This is a genomic window from Streptomyces sp. TG1A-8 (assembly GCF_030499535.1).
In the GTDB taxonomy this organism is placed as follows: Bacteria; Actinomycetota; Actinomycetes; order Streptomycetales; family Streptomycetaceae; genus Streptomyces.
In genome coordinates, this window is record NZ_JASTLB010000001.1 from 6,309,911 (window position 1) to 6,327,409 (window position 17,499).

Here is a 17,499-nt window from a genome sequence, read left to right on the forward strand (position 1 = left end):
GAGGTCCCTTCCCGGCATGAGGCGCGCAATGCCCTCGCGGCGTACGCCTCCGGGGCGGGCGGAGTGCCGGGCCGGGGAGCGGCGGTCCATCCGCCGCTCCCCGGCCCCGGGTGTCTCCCCGGCCCCTCACACCAATCGCGCGGGTCCGCTGTTGCCGTAGCGGTTCAGGACGCGCCGGGCGGTCCGGACGAGCGGCTCGTTGCCCTGAGCGGGTGTTCCGCCCGGAAGGAGCAGGGTGTCCTCCAGGCCCGTCCGGGTGTCGACGCCCAGCGCGGCCGCGGTGTCGAGCACCGGCCAGGCCGTGTCGTCGACGCCGTGCAGCAGGACGGGGGCCGGGCTCAGGACCGACACGTCCTCGACCAGGCGGCGGCCGGCGACCGCCGCCCGGTCGGCGGGCGTGTCGGTGATCTCCACCAGGACGCGCAGGACACCGTCCACGAAGGGGGACGAGGTGAACCTGCGCAGGGCGTCCGTGCCGGAGTGGAGACCGGCCTCGATACCGATGCCGCGGTCCGCCAGCGCCTCCGCGACCAGGTCGGCCCCCTCCTCGTGCCAGTTCACCGACGCGTGGTCGGGCAGCGTCGTCCACGACCGGACGAGGGCGGCGCGGCGACGGGGGTCCGGTTCGGTCCACGCCCCGGTCGTGACGCCGACACGGATCCGTGGGCCCACGGACCGCCGGACGGCCCGTACGGCCTCCCCGACGACCCCGGGGTCCAGGGTGTCCCGGCCGTCGGCGTCCTTGGGGTGCAGATGGATGTCCTCGGCACCCGCGTCGACCGCCCGGCGGGCCTCGGCCGCCAGTTCCTCGGCACCGACGGGCACCCAGGGGCAGTCGGCGGTGGTGCGCGAGCCGTTGAGGCAGACCTGGAGCATGGACCGTACTCTGCCACGCGACCGGCCGGAACCCGTGGGGCACGCGCGAGTGCGGGCGGAGCCCCGGCCGCGGCGCCGACGGCGTCGTCCCGCCCATCGCGGTTGTCCACGTACCCACGTGCGCGACGACCGGACGCGGGCGGCCTGCGATGGGCACCGTGGAAGCACGTCACCGCCGGAGGCGAGACGGACGATCTCTACGTCCCGGACCCCGGCACCGTCACCCTTCCGCCGGGGGCGCCCTGGACCCTGCGCGGTTACCTCGGCGAGCCCTCACCGGTCGGGGAACCGCTGAACCCCGGCAGCGTCCGGTTGCTGTCGACACCGGACGGCGCGCTGATGACGGAGCAGGACCCGCGCCGGGTGATCCCGCTGGGCTGAGCCGTCCCGGACCCCGTGCCGAGCGGGTCATCAGCGGCCGCGGCGCCGCAGCAGGAGGTCGGCGACCACCGGCCGGTGGTCGGACGCCGTCGTGCCGACCTCGTACGCGTCGGTGACGGTGGCTTCCGGCGAGACGGCCACCACGTCGATGCGCTTGACCGGGTCAACGGCCGGATACGTCCCGCCGCCGTTCGGGGCGGCGTCGGCCAGGGGGCCCCACAGCCTCGCCAGCTCGGGGGCGCCCGGCTCGGCGTTGAAGTCGCCGACGAGCACCTTCGGCCCGAAGTCCTCGGCCAGGACGTCCAGCATGTCGTCGACCTGGGCCCGCCGGACCGAGGGGTCCGTGCGGTAGTCCAGATGGGTCGAGTACACGTGCACGAAGACGCCCCGGACGTTGACCGTCGCCTCGGCGAAACCCGGCGCGGGGGCCGGTACCGGGTCCGGCGTCTGGGTGGACAGCCGGGTGATCTCGTGGTTCCGGGCGTCGAGCACCGGGTGGCGGCTCAGCACCGCCACGCCGTACTGCTGCCGCCGCCCGCCCGGCGCCGTCGGCGGCACGTCGTAGATCGGCGCGAAGAAGACCCGCATGCCCAGGCGTCCGGCCAGTTCCCGGGCCTCGTCGGTGAAGTCGCTTCGGGCGCTCCAGTGCACGTCGACCTCCTGGAGGCCGATCACGTCGGCGTCGAGGCCCCGGATCGCCTCCGCGGTGCGGTCGAGGTCGAACACGTTGTCCTGGCCGGCTCCGGCGTGGATGTTGTAGGTGGCCACACGCAGCGGCACGGGCGGCACGGCCGGTTCCGTGCCGGCCGGCCGGTGCGCCGCGGCGGCCGCGGCCGGGGCCGGGCCGAGTACGGCGGCGGCGAGCAGGGCGGCGGCGAGCACGCGGCGGGTGGGTCGCCGGGTCTTGCGGTCCACGAGGTCCTCCATCGTCGGATTCGACTGCCGGTCCCTGCGCGACGGCGTCCCGGGCGGGGGCGTGCTCCCCTCGCCCGGGACACCGCCCGCCCGCCTCACGGCGGTGGGGCGGTTCACACGACGCCGCTCTCCCACCACCACGAGCCGGAGCCGTACGAGGGGTACTGGACGCGGCTGTCGACGTGCTGCCACGAGTGCGTGTACGCCTCGAGACCGGAGAAGCCGCTGGTCTCGGCGATCCGGTAGGTCTGCAGGGTGGTGTGGCCGGAGACCACGATGTCCGCGGCGACCCCGTACAGGTGCATGCTGTTGGACGCGCCGCCCACCGAGGCGTTGTGGGAGATGCTGCGGAAGCCGGAGTTGATGGTGATCGGGCTGTTCCCGGCCTTCTTGCGCACGGCCTCCAGCTTGTACATCAGCCTGCGCACGTTCTCCTTGACCTGCGCCGAGCCGACCTTGCCGCCGCTGAAGCCGGAGCCGTCGGAGGAGTAGAACTCGCTCCAGTTGAAGTTCGCGGTCGAACCGTCGCCGTCCTCCAGGCCGTTGAGCACGCTCTGGGTCTGCGGACCGACCACGCCGTCCGCGGTGAGGCCGTAGGCGGACTGGAAGCGCTGCACGGCGGCGGCCGTCGTCGCGCCGAAGGCGCCGTCCCAGGCGACGTACGTCTTCTGGGCGCCGGAGGCGGCCCAGCCGCCGACGCGGATCTGCAGCTCCACCACGTCGGAGCCCGAAGCACCCTGCTGGAGGGTACGGGCCCAGCCGTAGGCGGAGGCCCTGCCCGCGCCCCCGACGTCCGCCGCTGCCGCCGCGCCGAGCGCGGCCGCCAGGCCGGCCGCGCCCCGGAGCAGGGTGCGGCGGTCGACGCGTCCACCGGACTGTCCTGCCGTTCGCATGGAGATCTCCTTCACTGGTGGTGGGATACCGGGTGAATGGTCCGGAACGATCAGGCGACCAGCGCCTGCCAGGTGCCGGATCCGGCGATGCCGCCCGCGGCGGGGCCGCGGGCTGACCGGAACGAGCGCACCGCGCTGTCGGTGGCGGACCCGAAGGGGCCGTCGACGGTGGGCGCGGAACCGTGGGTGTCGGGCAGGTACTGAGCGGTCCTGACGCGTTCCCCGGCGGGGCCCTGCCGCACGGCGGGCCAACCGGTCGCCGGCGGTGGGTTGCGGGGGCTGCCCCTGGCGAAGGCCCGGAGGCCGGGGAGGCAGCCGTCGGAGGCGTCCCGGTCGCCGGGAAGGTCCCGGAACCGGCGTACTGCCACGGCGTCCGGGCGCTCCGGCCCGCGGGCAGTGTGTCCGGGCCGCTGGAGCGGCGGGCGATCCACAGTGGGTGGGCGGCGTCGGAGCCGCTGTCGTCGCCGGTGCAGGTGGTCCACCGGTGGACGGTGGTGGAGACCGTGGGGTGGCGCCCGGTGCCGGGCGGGTGAGGCGGCCGACCGGCCGGAGGCCCCGCCGGGGCACGGCCGTCCCGTGGTGGACCGGTGCGTGACGGTGCCGCGGACCGTTCCCGCGGCGTCGGCCCGGCGCCCGCCGCCGGGGTGGGATCCGTGCCGTGGCAGTGGTCGCGGTGCGGCCACTGTTCGCGGCGGACGCGGTGCCGTCAGCAGAACCAGCCGTCCTGGACCCAGCCGCGGCGGTTGAGGTCACCGTACGCGAAGCCGTACACCCACTCGCCCTGTTTGCTCTCCACCAGGAACGTCTGTCCCTGGTAGAGGGTGCCCGTCCAGGCGCCGAGCGGTGCGGTGCGGACGTAGAGGTCGTTGGCGCAGACGGTCTCCCGTTCGCCGACGGTGCCGTTCGCGGCGACGGCCGGGACGGTGCCGAGCAGTGCCGCGGCGCCGACCGCGGCGGCGACGGTGACCGCGCCACGGAGGGAGAGTGCCTGCCTGGGAGTGCTCATGGTGTCCTTTCGCTGCCGTTGTCGGGGAGGAGTCGTGGGGCGCGGGAGCGAGGTGCGGGCAGACCCGCCGAACCCACGGCGCTCACCAGGAGCCGTAGCCGCCGATGCACTCGTCGCGGACGTAGCCCCAGTCGTTGGGGCCGTAGTCGAAGGTGGCGGCCCAGCCGTTGTAGACGGGGTGCGAGCCGGGGCTGTGGCCCACCTTGTCGCCGTAGGCGAGGGTGCGCAGGTAGCCGCTGGGGCCGGTCGAGCTGTCGTAGTTGGCGTAGAAGCTCGCGCTCTGGCAGACGATGACGGCGTGCTGCGGCGGGACGTCCGCCGCCGCCGAGGACTGCCCGAGAGCGAGGGCGGTGACGGTCGCAGCACAGGCGAGGACGCTCCTGCGGAACGGCATTCCGATCAACTCCCTGTCACGGGGGTGGGGTTGACGCGCGTAAACCGTAGGACATGTATGGCATGTCCGCAACAAGTTCGCAGTGGTGTTCCAGCGGAGCCGTTCGCGCCGCCGGCCGCTCGGCGCCGAGCGCGACCGGGCCGCGAGGTCTTCGGTGAAGGCCGGGGCACGGCCCCCGTCGTGGAACGCCGGCCGTGTTCCGCACCGGATTCCCGGAGGGAGTGTCGCACGTCGCCGCGGTGGGCGGGGCCGGTCCGGCCTCCGCCGCGGGGGCGCACCGGGACAGGCATCCGGCTCCTGTCCGCGCCCCCGCGCCCGGTGCCCGTGCGGGTTCAGAGCCGTGAGGGCTCCGCCTCGGCCCGCCCGGGGGCCGTCCGGTCGGGCGCGGGGCCGTCCGGTGCCGTGGCGGGCGGGTGGTCGGCACGGACCCGGTCGAGCAGGGCCGCCGGGTCCGGGTCCGCCTGGAGGGCGCCGAGCAGCAGCAGCCACAGCTCGTGCAGGCGCTCCTCGATGTGTTCCCGGCCGTCCAGGGCGTCGGAGATGGTGTGCAGGCCGAAGAAGGCGCACACCACGCTGTGCGCGGCGGCGACCGGGTCGACGGCGGTCGCCAGTTCACCGTGCGCGTGTGCCTCGGTGAGCAGTTCGGCGACCACCCCGATCCAGTCCACGAAGGGCGTGGGCAGCGGGGTGGCGATGGCCTTGTGCTCCATCCAGAGGCGGGAACCGGCCCGGACCACCACGTCGTCGCGGAACGCGCGGGCGACGGTGAAGCTCAGCCCGACCAGTTTCTCCAGCGCCGGGCGGTCGGCGGACCGGTGACGGTCGATGAGGCGCGGCCAGGACGCGAAATGCTCCTCGACGACCGCGAGCGCGAGTTTCTCCTTGCTGGCGTAGTGGAAGTAAATGGCGCCGCTGGTGCGGCCGGAGAGCGTGCTGATGTCACTGATGCTGGTCCCCGCGTAACCCCGCTCGTCGAACAGCTGTGCCGCAGTTTCCAGCAGGGCCCGCCGTGTCAATTCTGCCTGCATGCGTCGCAACCTTTTTCGAGGTTTTCGTAGTTTTCGTACTTCCTGGCTTCGTGCAATGTAGTGCCTGGGCCCGCTCCGAAGGGCCGGGCCGGTGTGCGGAACCCGCCGAACTGGGGTCTGCTGGGGGAATGAGTGCTCGAATCCGTGGCGCCGCTGGAGCACCGCGGGCCCTGAGCTGGTCGCGCACGGTTCCCCGGGAACTGGTGCACCGGGTCTCCGTGGCGGAGGTTCTGCTCACCGACGTACTCCGTATCGATGAAGTGCATTTCTTGGCGGCCGCGTGCTGGCCCCGGTCGCATCCGACTTTCCCGGCCGACGGCACGGCCATGCACCATCCGCTGATGGTGGCGGAGACACTGCGTCAACTCGGCATTTTCATTCCCCTGCGGTACTTCGGCGTTTCGGCGGACGCCCGGCTGCTCATCACCGATCTCTTCCTCGCGGCGGAACCCGGGGCGCAGCCCCGGGTCCGCCACGGGGCCACCGAGGTCACCTGCCGGGTGCGGATCACCCGGCTGCGCACGGATCAGGCCGGTGCCGCCGTCGGACTGCGGCTGCACGTGGAGTTCTCGGCCGGCGGGGTGGCGTTCGCCCGGGCCGGCGGCGGGGCGCGGTTCCTCTCCCCCGGCCGCTACGCGGCCCTGCGCGGGCCGCTGGCCGGCGCCCGGAGGCCCGGGGCGCCGGGCGGGCTGTTCCGCCCCGACCCGGTGACGCTCGGTGTGAACCACCCCCGTGACGTCGTCATCGGGCTCGCCGGGACGCAGGAGCGCGCCGGTCCGGACGGGCGTGACGGAGGGCACGGGCGGGACGGGCGGGGTGCGCAGGACGGTTGCGAGCGCCGGGACGTGGTGGTGGACGTGGCCGACCCCCGGCATCCGTTCTTCTTCGACCACGCCACCGACCACGTCCCCGGGATGGTGCTGCTGGAGGCGGCACGGCAGGCCGCCGCGCTGGCGAGCGGCGGGGTGCTGCTCCGGATGACCGGTGCCCGGCTGACGGCGCTGCGCTTCACCGAGTTCACCCCGGCCGCACGGGTGATCTGCGTCCCGCACCACCGCACGTGTGTCTTCCGGTTCGACCAGGACGGCGAACGCCGTGCCTTCGGTGTTCTGCGCTACCACTCACTCTCCCGGGTGTAACTGACGGTGAAAGCTTGACTCCCTTATGTGGTCAAACCTAGCGTAATGATCGTTATGTTCCCTGGTGGGACACACCGTACGGACAAAACGGTCGTACGGCTGCGTCTGCCCTGCCCCGGAACCTCTCGCCGCCCGGCCACGCACGCCGGTGCCCCGACGACACCGCTCACCCCCGTGGTGACCCGCCGTCGCACACCGGTCCGCGGCACCCGCGGCCCACATCGGAACGGAAAGCAAACAGATGACGCTTCATCGCATCCTTTCCTGGACCCCGGCGGCCGTCGTCTTCGATTGCGACGGCACCCTGATGGACACTGAACGCCACTGGGTGGACGCCCGGCAGCGTGCCTTCGACGAAGTGGGGATCACCCCCCCGGCGGGCTTCGCGGAGCGGGCCAAGGGCCTGCACTACACCGAGTGCGGGCAGCTCATGGCCGACGAGGGAGGCCGTCCCGAACTGGGCCGGGAACTCGCCGACCGGCTGCTGTGGCACTTCCGCGCACTCGTCCGCGACCGTCCGGTGACGATGCCGGGCGCCCGCGGAATGGTGGAGGCGGCCGCCGCCTTCGCCCCCCTGGCCGTCGCCAGCAACTGCCCCCGCGAGGTGGTGGAGTCGTGCCTGGACACCGCCGGGCTGCGGCACCACTTCCGCGCCGTGGTGGTGCCGGACGGCACCGTCCGGCCCAAGCCGGACCCGGACGTCTACCTGGCGGCCGCCCGGCACTGCGGGGCCGACCCGGCCGACACCATGGCGGTCGAGGACACCCGCTGCGGGATCCTCGCCGCCGTCCGGGCCGGTCTGCGGGTGCTCGGCGTCGGCCCCTGGCCGGGAGACGAAACCGCCGACCTGGTCGATCTGTGGGTCGAGACGCTGGAGGACCCGAGGATCACCGGCTGGGCCACCGGGCGCAGGCCGCTGCTGGCCAAGACGCCCAAGCCCGCCTCGGAGTCCCTGCCGACCGGGGCCGGACTTCCGGCCACGGCCCGCTGAGCCGGGCGGTCGCCCGTCCCGCGCCCGGAACCCGGGCCCGACCCGGAGGCGGTGGAGCGCTGCCGGCTCAGCTCAGCTCGGCCCGGCCGGCTCCGGTTCCGCCAGGAGCGGCGCCAGCTCGGCGACGACGCCGCCGGCCGAGGAGAGCAGCAGACCGATGCCCACCGCACCCGGGTCCGGGACACCGGTGGCCCGGGTGCCGACATAACTGGCCCGGCCACGGCGCGCGCGCAGCCGCGCCGTACAGCGCACGCCCTCCCATGCGGCGCGCGACGCATGGGCGAGGGCCGTCCGGCCTCCGGCCTCCGCCGGGCACACCCGCAGCGCCTCACAGGCCGGATACAGGGCGTCGACCAGCGTCTTGTCACCCGGCCGCGCCTCGCCGACCCGCTGTATCGCGGCGAGTCCACCGGTCAGGCCGGCCCGCAGCGCGGTCAGGTCCAGGGCGGGACCGGCCGCCGCGACCGCCAGTTCCTCCAGCAGCAGTCCGAAGAGGGGGCCGCTGGTGCCGCCGACCCCGTCCAGGAAGGCGGTGGCGGCCGTCTGGAGCGGCCCGCCGGCCCGGGCGGCCCGTCCGGCGGTGGACGCCACGGTCACGGCCTCCGTGTCGAGGGCGGTCACGGTGGCGTCCAGGCCCGCCCTGAGGTTGGTCCCGAAGTCGCCGTCACCGACCTGCTGGTCGAGTGCGGTGAGCTGGGCCTCGGTGGCCCGGGCCGACGCGGCGAATCTCCGCATCCAGCCCTCGGTGAAGGCTGCCCCCGTGTGTGTGGTGTCGTCCTCCGGCGTGTAGTGGTCCAGCATCGTGCCACCTCCTGCCGCCCATGGGTCAGCGGGGCCACGCGGGCGTGTGTGCCGGCGCGTCGAACCACTTGACCGTCTCGGTGTCCGCCCGCATGAGCGTGAGCGAGAAACCGCGCATGTCCAGCGCGGTGACGAAGTCCCCCACGAGGGTGCGCTCCAGCACCAGTCCGCGCCCGTCCAGCCGGAGCGCGAGTGCGCGCGCCACTCCGTACAGCTCGAGACGCGTCACCCCGCCAAGCCCGTTGACCAGGGCGATGACCGATTCGCCGGGAGCCGGTCCGAGTGACGTCAGCAGTGCCTCCGTCATGTCCGTGACCAGTTCGTCCAGCGGCGGCCGGGACACCGTGCGGCGGGCCCGCTCGCCGTGGATGCCGACTCCGTACTCGAGTTCGCCCTCGGCGAGCTCGAAGGCGGCGCGGCCGGTGGCCGGTGCGGTGTGCGCGGCCGAGGCGACCGCCAGGCTGCGGCAGCGGCCGGCCAGTTCGGCGCCGAGCCCGGCGAGTTCGCGCAGCCCCAGCCCCGTGTCGGCGGCGGCGCCGAGCACCTTCTCCACCAGGACGGTGGCCCCGGTGCCCCGGCGGCCCGCGGCCGACTCGGCCGATTCCGACGCCAGGTCGTCGTCGACCAGCACCCGGGCGCAGTCGATGCCCTCGTGGGCCAGCCGCTCGGCGGCGATGCCGAAGTTGATCCGGTCGCCCGTGTAGTTCTTGACCAGGTGCAGCACACCCCCGCCGCGCGCCACCGCGCGGGAGGCGTCGAACACTTGGCGGTTGTGCGGCGAGGCCATCAGCCGGCCCGGGCAGACGGCGTCGAGCATGCCCGCGCCGATGAAGCCGAGGTGCAGTGGCTCGTGTCCGCAGCCACCGCCCGAAACGATCCCCACGCGGCGGGTGGGAGCCGGGCTCCGGGCGCGGAGGAAACCACCCTGTTCGTCGTGGACGACGAGGTCGGCGTGCACCCGGGCGAACCCGGCGAGCGCGTCGGGCACCATGCGGTCGGGGGAATTCGCGAAGTACACCACGGCCGGCCTCCCAGACCTCTTCGGCCTCCCGGTGACCGCGGAAACGGGGCGGGGGGCTGGAAACTGCGGGGTCGATCAGGAGCACGTCACCTGTGGGGCGCGACGTGCGATGCTGCCTCACGGATTGTCGCCGTTCCCTCCTCCTTCCGGCCATCGTGCGGCCGTCCGGTCGCGGCGGCAACTCGTGGGGAGAGGACACCCCCGCGAAAAGGCCCCGGCCGGCGGCGCGGTGCGCTCACCCGTCCGGCCCTTCCGGTCTCCTCCCGCTTGCGGGAACGGGCGCAGGCGGAAACGGGTGTGGGGGAAGGAGGGGCAGCCGTGTCCGGCCCGCCCACGCGGGTGCCACGGCGCGGGCCGGCGGACACGGTCCCCGCCGGCGTCCGGCAGTGGCCCCACCACCAGGAGGAGGTGCCCGGGCGGGGCAACGGCCCGGTGCCGACGGCGACGGTGCCGGCGGGACGGGGCCGCCGTTCGGAGCGTCACGGATCCCCGGTACGACCTGACATATCGTCAGGGACGGCCAATACCCCGGTACTTGCGAAGGGTGCGTCCGGAACCGGGTCGCAGCCGCGTCCCGGGTGCCGAACGGTCCGGCGCGACGACGATTCCGGGAAAATCCGGTAAAAGAGGAGCACGGGTTCCGTGCCGCCGACAGGCGTGAGGAACGTGCCGGGGCGGGCGGCATCGTGCGGATGCCGCCCGCCCCGGCACGCGGTGCGCGGTGCTCACGCCGCTGCGGTGGCGCGCTGCGGGGAGACGGGCCGCCGGTCGTCGTCCGGGGCGTCCTCCGCCCGGTCCGCACGCGGCTGTTCGGCGTCACTCCCGGTGCTCCGGTCCTCGACGGACTCGGGGTGCCGCAGGGCCGTCAGCACGGCCACGGGCGCCACCAGGGCCAGCACCCCGCACAGCAGCCAGGTCGTGCGCAGCCCCAGCCCCGCGGCGAGGGAGCTGAAGAGGGCGATGGAGACCGGTCCGGTGCCGATGCTCGCCAGGGACGGCGTCGACATCGCGGCACCCATGCTGGAGGCCGGCGCGGCCGGGGCCGTGACGTGCAGTCATCCGACGTCGGCCGCCTCCCCGACGGGCAGGAACCGCCGCGCCAGCGCGAGGGCCGGGGTCTGCTCGCCGACCCGCTCCAAGTCCACGGAGAAGGTGGCGCCCAGACCGACGGCCGCCATCAGGTACAGGTCGCCCGGGCGCAGCCGGCCCGCGGCCCGCGCGCACGTGGTCGACGAACGGGTCGGCCGTGAAGCAGTGCCCGGTGACCGGGATAAGGAGGGGTCCAGCGCGTCCGGGGGGAAGTCCTCGGCGTAGCGCCCCTCGGTGCGGCAGGCGTAGCCGAGCAGCGGGTCCCGTTCGCCGTGCGGGGCGACCAGCGCGGCGGCGGTCGCCTCGCCCATCACCGGGCTCTCCGGGATGAGTTGGAGGGCGGCGCTGAAGGTCTTCTCCCCGCTCAGGACGAGCGCCAGGGCGTCGGGGTCGTCGTCGGCCTCGAGCAGCCGGCCGGCCAGGTCCAGGGCGAGCAGGCCGGTGGCGCAACCGTGCCGGGTGAGCGTGAAGGCCACGGCCCGGTCCAGGCCGGCCGCCGCGCACACGTCCTCCACCGGGCACCGACCACCCGCTCCACGCGGTCGCCGGCCAGGTGGGCTACGGCTCGTCCTCCGCCTTCTCCCACGCCTTCGAACGCCACTTCGGCAGCACCCCGGGCGGCTACCGCTCGGAGGACCGCGGCACGCGGACCCCGGTGCCCTGAGGGGAACGTGCCGGGCGGGCCGTACATCCGAAAGCGGGACCGCGGGGGAAGTACCCACGTGATCAAGGTTGTGCGGGGGAGCGCGGGGTACGCGGTGCTCCCTGCCCGTGGGGATGCGGAGGAAACGATGACGATGTCCGGTCGGTGGCGCTGGACGGTGCCGGCGCTGGTGGTGCTGGTGTGGCTGCTGGCGGGCGGGGCGATGGGGCCGTTCGCGGGCAGGCTGGGCCAGGTCTCCACCAACGACCAGGCGGCCTTCCTGCCCGGCAGCGCCGAGTCCACCGAGGTCAACCACCTGCGGGAGGACTTCCAGAAGAAGCAGACGGTACCGCTCGTCGTCGTCTGGGTCGGCGACCCCGGCCCGATCACCCCCGCCCAGCGCGGCCGGGCCGCCCGGGCGCTGCGGGAGGCGGCACGGGTACGGGGAGCCGCGGGCCCCGCCAGTCCGGCGCTCCCCTCGAAGGACGGCCGCGCCCTGCAGGCGGTGGTACCCCTGCGGGGCGACCTGGGCGACGAGGTGGGCCCGGCGGTCGACGCCGTACGGGAGGCCGCCGGCCGGGTCGAAGGCACCCGGGTCCACCTGTCCGGACCCGCCGCCACCCAGGCGGACCTGTCGGAGGCGTTCGCCGGGATCGACGGAATCCTGCTCGCCGTGGCCCTGAGCGCGGTGCTGCTGATCCTGGTGGTCGTCTACCGCAGTGTCCTGCTGCCCCTGGTCGTGATCCTCACGGCGGTGTTCGCGCTCGCCCTGGCCTCCGCCGTCGTCTACGCGCTGGCCGACCACGGTGCGGTGCGGGTCGACGGCCAGGTGCAGGGCATCCTGTTCATCCTGGTCATCGGCGCGGCGACCGACTACGCGCTGCTGCTGACCGCCCGCTTCCGGGAGGAACTGGGCGGCGACCGGGACCGGTGGGGCGCGATCAGGGTGGCCTGGCGGCGCTCGGTCGGGGCCGTCACCGCCAGCGCCGCCACCGTCGCCCTCGGCCTCCTCACCCTGCTCATCAGCGATCTGACCAACAACCGCGCCCTGGGCCCGGTCGGCGCCATCGGCGTCCTGTGCGCCGTGGCCGCCGCCCTGACCTTCCTGCCCGCCGCCCTCGTGCTGCTGGGGCGCGCCGCCTACTGGCCGGCCCGCCCCCGGCCCGTCCCCGCCGTCGGCCCGCGCGGCGACGGGCCGGGGAACGCCGGGCTGTGGGGGAGGGTCGCCGGTTTGGTCGACCGGCGGCCGCGGCGGATCTGGGTGAGCACCACGATCGTGCTGGCCGCCTTCGCCGCCTTCTTCCCGGTGCTGCACGCCCGCGGCATCCCCCTGGACGAGATCTTCATCAACGACGCCCCCTCCGTGACCGGGCAGCAGGCCCTGGCCCGGCACTTCCCGGCCGGCTCCGGGAACCCGGTCGTGGTCATCACCCGCGCCGACCGCACGGAGCAGGTCCTGGCCGCGGTCCGCGGCACCGAAGGCGTCGCACAGGCGGCGCCCGTCACGAAGGACGGACAGCCGGGAGGAGGCGCCGCGGCCGTCGTCGACGGCCGGGCCCGGATCGACGCCACTCTGAGCGCGGCGGCCGACAGCGACGCCGCCAAGGAGACGGTCCCCCGCCTCCGCGACGCCGTGCACGGCGTCGACGGCGCACGGGCGCTCGTGGGCGGCTACACCGCCGAGCAGTACGACACCCAGCAGACGGCGGCCCACGACCGCACCCTGATCATCCCGGTCGTCCTGGCGGTCATCCTGTGCATCCTCGTCGCCCTGCTGCGCAGCCTGCTGCTGCCGCTGCTGCTGGTGGCCAGCGTCGCCCTGAACTACCTGGCCACCCTCGGGGTGACCGCACTGCTGTTCACCCACGTCTTCGGCTTCTCCGGCACCGACGCCTCCGTCCCGCTGTACGGGTTCGTGTTCCTGGTCGCGCTCGGGGTGGACTACAACATCTTCCTGATGACCCGGGTGCGCGAGGAGGCCCGCCGGCACGGCAACCGCACCGGCATCCTGACCGGACTGTCCGCCACCGGCGGCGTGATCACGTCCGCGGGCATCGTGCTGGCCGCCACCTTCGCCGCCCTGACCGTCATCCCCCTGGCCTTCCTGGCGCAGATCGCGTTCATCGTCGCCTTCGGCGTCCTCCTCGACACCCTCGTCGTGCGCTCCCTGCTCGTGCCGGCCCTCGTGCGTCACATCGGCCCCGCCGTGTGGTGGCCCCACCGCGGCATCCGCCCGTGAAGCCCCGCGCCGGAGAGCCGTGGAGGGAGGTGAAGGGGTAATACGCCACCGGATGCCGGGGCGGACGGGTGACGGGCACGGACCGGAGTCCCCGCACAATCCGGGACCGCGCCGCCCGTGGATGGGTCGCGCCGCCGTCGTTCCGGGGCGCGGTCGCGGCGGTCGCGGTGCCGGACGCGCCGGGCCGCCGTCCCCGCGCCGGCCCACCGCGTCAGCCGCTCGCCCATCGGGCGAGGGCGCGCAGCACGGCGACGCGTCCCCGGTCCGGTACCGTCCACAGCGCCTGCCCGCGCACGCCCCACCGCTCCAGCAGGGCGTTCGCGGCGAGGAACCCGCTCGTCGCGGCGCGTTCCATCAGCGCCACCGGCAGGCCGGTGCGCACCAGGTCCCCGGCCAGCACGAGACCGGGTTCGGGCGTGCGCACGGCCGGCCGGTCGGCGTAACCGCCCGTCGGGAACAGCGGGCAGTCCTGCCGCCACTCGTGGCGGGCGTCCACCACGGCGGCCCGCCGCGTCTCCGGGTACACTCGGTGCAACTCCGCGACCAGGCGTTTTTGTTCGACGTCCCGGGGAGCGTCCGGCCGCACCGCGTAGGCGTGCAGTTCCACGACCGACCCGCCGGTGCGCGCCGCCCACCGGGCCGCCTCGTCCTCCCAGCGCTCCAGCACGCTGATGTTGTCCAGGCCGCCGTAGCCGCTGGTGCCCAGGAAACCGGGCCGGCCGGCGTCCACGGGCCGGTCCAGCCACAGGCGGGTGACCAGGAACGGCGGTGCGGTGCGCAGCCGTTGCACGCGCCCGCGCCAGGCGGCGTCGCCGAGAGGGCCGGAGCGGCCGACGAGGGAGCGCAAGCCCGCGGCGTCCAGCGCGAGCACGACGGTGTCGTGACGCCGCCGTTCGCCGTCGGCGGTGACGTCGTAGGCGCCGTCCGGCGTGCGCGCGACGTGCTCGACCGGCGTGCCGGTCCGCACGTCGGCGCCGTGCCGCCGGAGGTAGCCGGCCAGCGGGTCCCACAGCGCGGCCGGGAACGGCGCGCGGGGCACGTCGAACAGCAGCCCCTCACCGGAGCCGAGGAAGTAGACGTGGAACATCAGCACCATCTCGGCCGCCGACAACTCCCGCGGGTCGGCGAAGAAGCTGCGGGAGAACACCTCGAACGCCAGGTGACGGGCCGTGTGCGGGAAGCGCACGGCGTCGAGGAAGTCGTCGGCGCTGACGCCGTCGAGACGCTCGTACACCCCGGGGACGCGGACGTCCAGCAGCGGCAGGGCGGCCACCGGGTTCATCGCGCGCAGATCCCGCAGGCCGAAGGAGGGGCTGAGGGCGACGAAGCCGAGCGCGCTCCAGGGCGGGGTGCGCGGGACGTGGCGGAAGCTGTCGCGCAGTCCGCTGCTGTGCGCCAGGGGGTAGTCCGGCAGACCGGTCAGCCGTTCCAGCCGGGGATCGGTCCGGCGCAACAGGCCGCGCAGGTTGTAGTACTGGCGGAAGAAGGCGTGGAAGCCGCGGCTCATGGTCACCGCGGAGCCGTCGGCCAGGTGGACCGGCCAGCCGCCCACGCGCCCGCCCAGATAGGGCTCCCGTTCGTACAGCGTCACGGCGACGCCGCGTTCGGCCAGCGCCGTGGCGGCGGCCAGCCCGGCGATGCCGCCCCCGACGACGGCGGTCGTGGGCCGGGGGCCGACGACGCGTGCCGCTCCCGCGGGCGGCGGCAGGAAGCGGGCCCGGCGGTCCCTGCCCCGGCGGGCGCCCTCGGCGCGGCGGGGGCCCCTCATCGTCCGGTCCCCGTCACCACGGCGGGCGCCGCCGCTCGCGCGGGCCCCTGCGGATCGCCGCCCCGGCGGGCGACGACGGTGTGCGCGATGCCCGTCTGCCAGCCCGGCAGCGGCAGGGCCCGGACGGCCTCGAAGCCCGCCGCGCGCACCCGTTCGGCGAACCGGCCGGCGGTGTCGAAGTCCACGACGCTGCGCCACAGGTGCCGGTACAGCTCGCCGTCGCCCAGAGCGGTGGCCACCGGCTGGACGACGCCGCGGCACACCAGGGTCCACACCGCGCGGTCCGCGCGGCGGCCGCCGAGGGCGTACTCGTGCACGCCGAGCCGCCCGCGCGGCGCCAGCAGCGCGCGCACGGCACCGAGCACGGCGTCCGGGTCGGACAGGTTGCGAAAGAGGTAGGCGGCGGACACCGCGTCGAAGGGGCCCTTCACCCCGGCCCCGGGCAGCTCCTCCGCCGGGGCGTGCACGAAGGTCACACCGGCCGGCCAGGGCTTGGCGGCGGCGCGCTCCAGCATGCCGGCGGAGGCGCCGACGGCCGTGATGTCCGCGCCCGGCAGCGTGGAGCGCAGCGCGGCGGTCGAGGCGCCGGTGCCGCAGCCCAGATCCAGCACGCGCAGTCCCTCCCCGTGCCCGGGCAGGCCCAGCCGGCGCACCGAGCGCCTCAGGTGGGCGTGGTAGCCGGGGTTGGCGGTCATCAGGGCGTCGTAACTGCGGGCGGCGTGGTCGAACGCGGCGGCGAGGGCCTCGTCGCGCAACGGGTTCATGCGGTCTCCAGGATCGGCGGGGACTTCGGGACGGGCGCGGCCGGGGCGTCCCCGGTGCGCCGGAGGGACGGCGGCGCGGACGGGGCCGGGGCGCGGGGGACCGGGGGGGCGCGGGGCCGGCGGCGCGGGGCGCGGGTCCGGGCGGGTCACGGCGTGTCGAAGGGGCGCAGGGGCAGGCGGGGCAGTTCCAGCGCCGAACGGAGCATCGGTCCGGCCGGGGTGCGCAGGCCCACGGAGAGGTCTTCGAGGAGACGGGTGCGGCCGTCCAGGAAGCGCAGGACGCGGTTCATCGGCAGGCGCTCGAACATCCGGGAGAACAGCGCCGGACCGTCGACCCGGCCGCTGTCCAGGGCGCGCAGCAGCACGGCGTCCATGGCCCGGGAGCGGGCGGAGTGGGCGGGCGGTGGCACGGGACGGCGGCCCCGGCGCAGCGCGGCGGCGACGGCCCGCGTCTGGCGCTGCAGGCCGGCGAAGGTGTACCCGGTCGCCGGGCGGGTGGCGCCGCCGGCGGCGCCGATGCGGAAGACGGACTCGCCGACCTGGCGCGGCATCCGGCCGTCCGTCATCGGGATGATCCCGGTCTCGGTCGCCAGCACCTCCGTTTCACCGAGCCGCAGGACGTCCTCGGCGTAGTACCGCACCGCTGCTCCGTAACCCTCCGCGGTGAGCGGGCGGGGCGAGAACTCGGTGTACTCCACCAGCGCCTCGTGGCGGCCGGTGGGCAGCACGTAGCCGAAGGACAGGCCGTCGGCGGGCTGCGGGGTCCGGAAGTCCATCAGCTCCGCCGTACCCGGGTCGAAGACGGGCCCGGCCGTGCGGACGAACCATCCGTGGAAGTGCTGCAGCAGGGTGGTGCGGGCGGCCGGCAGGCTGCCCGGCGGGCGCGAGTCGAAGACCCAGCGGGCGCGCAGCACGCCCGCCCCGCCCCCCGCTTCGCGGAAGAGGACCCGGGCCCCGTCCCGCACGTCCTCGACCGCCTCGACGACCGCCTCCAGACGCCGGACGTTCGGGCTGCGGGCGAGGTCCCGTGCGACCAGGTCCTCGAAGTCGCCGGAGCGGATCATCTTGTAGCGCAGGGGCGAGATGTCCCCGGTGACGGGTGCGCCCGCCGGCGGGCGCACCCGCAGGCGGCGCCAGGCGGCGCAGACGGCGGCGTCGAAGCGGCCCGGGCCGCCCTCCCAGAAGCACCACGTCCGGTTCGGCGGCCGCAGCGGGCCGGGCGGAGCGTCCACCAGCACCACCGACGGCGCACGGCCGCCGGGCACGCGCCCCGCCAGCCGGTGCGCCAGGGACAGCCCCGCGGCCCCCGCCCCGACCACCACCACATCCGTTTCCCGCACGACCCCTGCCTCCCTCCGGCCCCGACGGCACACTCCGCCGGTTTTCCCGCCCGTGCGCCCGATCGGATGCGGGTCACCCGAATGCGACAGGCGGACCGCGCCGAAAACCACGAGCGTGGAGGAGATGGCCCGCGCCATCCGTCCGTCAGGCTCCGGGACGACCGGTCGCATCCGTTCGCGGCACCCGGGCCGAACGCTCTGTCAACCAGGC

Annotated in this window: 18 protein-coding genes and 1 pseudogene; 5 read left to right on the forward strand and 14 right to left on the reverse strand. The window is 75.0% G+C overall.

Annotated features, from left to right (window positions below):
* Positions 1 to 126: 126 nt before the first annotated feature.
* Positions 127 to 876: a 3-keto-5-aminohexanoate cleavage protein gene (locus QQY24_RS27860; RefSeq protein ID WP_301975466.1), complete on the reverse strand. Its 750-nt coding sequence runs from the start codon at positions 874 to 876 to the stop codon at positions 127 to 129.
* 102 nt (positions 877 to 978) lie between these two features.
* On the opposite strand from QQY24_RS27860, the gene QQY24_RS27865 reads away from it, so the two are divergent.
* Complete coding sequence (locus QQY24_RS27865) at positions 979 to 1,257, forward strand: hypothetical protein (RefSeq protein WP_301975467.1); 279 nt, start codon at positions 979 to 981, stop codon at positions 1,255 to 1,257.
* Between the two features lie 30 nt (positions 1,258 to 1,287).
* On the opposite strand, the gene QQY24_RS27870 is transcribed toward QQY24_RS27865, so the two are convergent.
* The 6 genes from QQY24_RS27870 to QQY24_RS27895 all read right to left on the reverse strand — a co-directional run bounded on the left by QQY24_RS27870 (position 1,288) and on the right by QQY24_RS27895 (position 5,493).
* A complete protein-coding gene (locus tag QQY24_RS27870; RefSeq protein WP_301975468.1) occupies positions 1,288 to 2,184 on the reverse strand; it encodes an endonuclease/exonuclease/phosphatase family protein in 897 nt (298 codons plus the stop codon).
* Positions 2,185 to 2,285: 101 nt separating this feature from the next.
* Positions 2,286 to 3,065: a D-Ala-D-Ala carboxypeptidase family metallohydrolase gene (locus QQY24_RS27875; protein WP_301975469.1), complete on the reverse strand. Its 780-nt coding sequence runs from the start codon at positions 3,063 to 3,065 to the stop codon at positions 2,286 to 2,288.
* Between the two features lie 50 nt (positions 3,066 to 3,115).
* Positions 3,116 to 3,433 carry a peptidoglycan-binding protein gene (locus QQY24_RS27880; protein WP_301975470.1) on the reverse strand — a complete coding sequence of 106 codons (318 nt, stop codon included), beginning with the start codon at positions 3,431 to 3,433 and terminating at the stop codon, positions 3,116 to 3,118.
* A 338-nt stretch (positions 3,434 to 3,771) separates the two neighbouring features.
* Positions 3,772 to 4,071 carry a hypothetical protein gene (locus QQY24_RS27885; RefSeq protein ID WP_301975471.1) on the reverse strand — a complete coding sequence of 100 codons (300 nt, stop codon included), beginning with the start codon at positions 4,069 to 4,071 and terminating at the stop codon, positions 3,772 to 3,774.
* An 82-nt stretch (positions 4,072 to 4,153) separates the two neighbouring features.
* The gene (locus QQY24_RS27890; protein ID WP_301975472.1) at positions 4,154 to 4,465 is read right to left on the reverse strand and encodes a hypothetical protein; all 312 of its coding nucleotides are present in this window, start codon (positions 4,463 to 4,465) and stop codon (positions 4,154 to 4,156) included.
* A 332-nt stretch (positions 4,466 to 4,797) separates the two neighbouring features.
* The gene (locus tag QQY24_RS27895) at positions 4,798 to 5,493 is read right to left on the reverse strand and encodes a ScbR family autoregulator-binding transcription factor (protein WP_301975473.1); all 696 of its coding nucleotides are present in this window, start codon (positions 5,491 to 5,493) and stop codon (positions 4,798 to 4,800) included.
* 128 nt (positions 5,494 to 5,621) lie between these two features.
* Here QQY24_RS27895 and QQY24_RS27900 point away from each other — a divergent pair, with 128 nt between their 5' ends.
* Together QQY24_RS27900 and QQY24_RS27905 are read left to right on the forward strand one after the other, a co-directional pair.
* The gene (locus tag QQY24_RS27900) at positions 5,622 to 6,632 is read left to right on the forward strand and encodes a ScbA/BarX family gamma-butyrolactone biosynthesis protein (RefSeq protein ID WP_301975474.1); all 1,011 of its coding nucleotides are present in this window, start codon (positions 5,622 to 5,624) and stop codon (positions 6,630 to 6,632) included.
* Positions 6,633 to 6,873: 241 nt separating this feature from the next.
* Positions 6,874 to 7,623: an HAD family phosphatase gene (locus QQY24_RS27905; protein WP_301975475.1), complete on the forward strand. Its 750-nt coding sequence runs from the start codon at positions 6,874 to 6,876 to the stop codon at positions 7,621 to 7,623.
* 72 nt (positions 7,624 to 7,695) lie between these two features.
* On the opposite strand, the gene QQY24_RS27910 is transcribed toward QQY24_RS27905, so the two are convergent.
* From QQY24_RS27910 to QQY24_RS27925, 4 genes are all read right to left on the reverse strand, one after another.
* Positions 7,696 to 8,424: a DAK2 domain-containing protein gene (locus QQY24_RS27910; protein WP_301975476.1), complete on the reverse strand. Its 729-nt coding sequence runs from the start codon at positions 8,422 to 8,424 to the stop codon at positions 7,696 to 7,698.
* A 25-nt stretch (positions 8,425 to 8,449) separates the two neighbouring features.
* Positions 8,450 to 9,415 carry a dihydroxyacetone kinase subunit DhaK gene (locus QQY24_RS27915; RefSeq protein WP_301976373.1) on the reverse strand — a complete coding sequence of 322 codons (966 nt, stop codon included), beginning with the start codon at positions 9,413 to 9,415 and terminating at the stop codon, positions 8,450 to 8,452.
* A 755-nt stretch (positions 9,416 to 10,170) separates the two neighbouring features.
* Positions 10,171 to 10,452: a hypothetical protein gene (locus QQY24_RS27920; RefSeq protein WP_301975477.1), complete on the reverse strand. Its 282-nt coding sequence runs from the start codon at positions 10,450 to 10,452 to the stop codon at positions 10,171 to 10,173.
* Positions 10,453 to 10,500: 48 nt separating this feature from the next.
* Positions 10,501 to 11,049, reverse strand: coding sequence for a hypothetical protein (locus QQY24_RS27925; protein WP_301975478.1), 549 nt, complete (start codon positions 11,047 to 11,049; stop codon positions 10,501 to 10,503).
* Positions 11,050 to 11,066: 17 nt separating this feature from the next.
* On the opposite strand from QQY24_RS27925, the pseudogene QQY24_RS27930 reads away from it, so the two are divergent.
* A pseudogene (locus tag QQY24_RS27930) lies at positions 11,067 to 11,198 on the forward strand (helix-turn-helix domain-containing protein); the annotation flags it as partial.
* A gap of 127 nt (positions 11,199 to 11,325) precedes the next feature.
* Entirely contained in the window at positions 11,326 to 13,416 is a 2,091-nt protein-coding gene (locus tag QQY24_RS27935; protein ID WP_301975479.1) for an MMPL family transporter, read from the forward strand.
* A 211-nt stretch (positions 13,417 to 13,627) separates the two neighbouring features.
* On the opposite strand, the gene QQY24_RS27940 is transcribed toward QQY24_RS27935, so the two are convergent.
* The 3 genes from QQY24_RS27940 to QQY24_RS27950 form a co-directional block, all read right to left on the reverse strand.
* Complete coding sequence (locus QQY24_RS27940; protein WP_301975480.1) at positions 13,628 to 15,184, reverse strand: FAD-dependent oxidoreductase; 1,557 nt, start codon at positions 15,182 to 15,184, stop codon at positions 13,628 to 13,630.
* The gene (locus QQY24_RS27945) at positions 15,181 to 15,948 is read right to left on the reverse strand and encodes a class I SAM-dependent methyltransferase (protein WP_301975481.1); all 768 of its coding nucleotides are present in this window, start codon (positions 15,946 to 15,948) and stop codon (positions 15,181 to 15,183) included. The genes QQY24_RS27940 and QQY24_RS27945 overlap by 4 nt, the downstream gene beginning before the upstream one ends.
* Positions 15,949 to 16,094: 146 nt before the next feature.
* Positions 16,095 to 17,288, reverse strand: coding sequence for a lycopene cyclase family protein (locus tag QQY24_RS27950; RefSeq protein WP_301975482.1), 1,194 nt, complete (start codon positions 17,286 to 17,288; stop codon positions 16,095 to 16,097).
* Between the last annotated feature and the right edge of the window lie 211 nt (positions 17,289 to 17,499).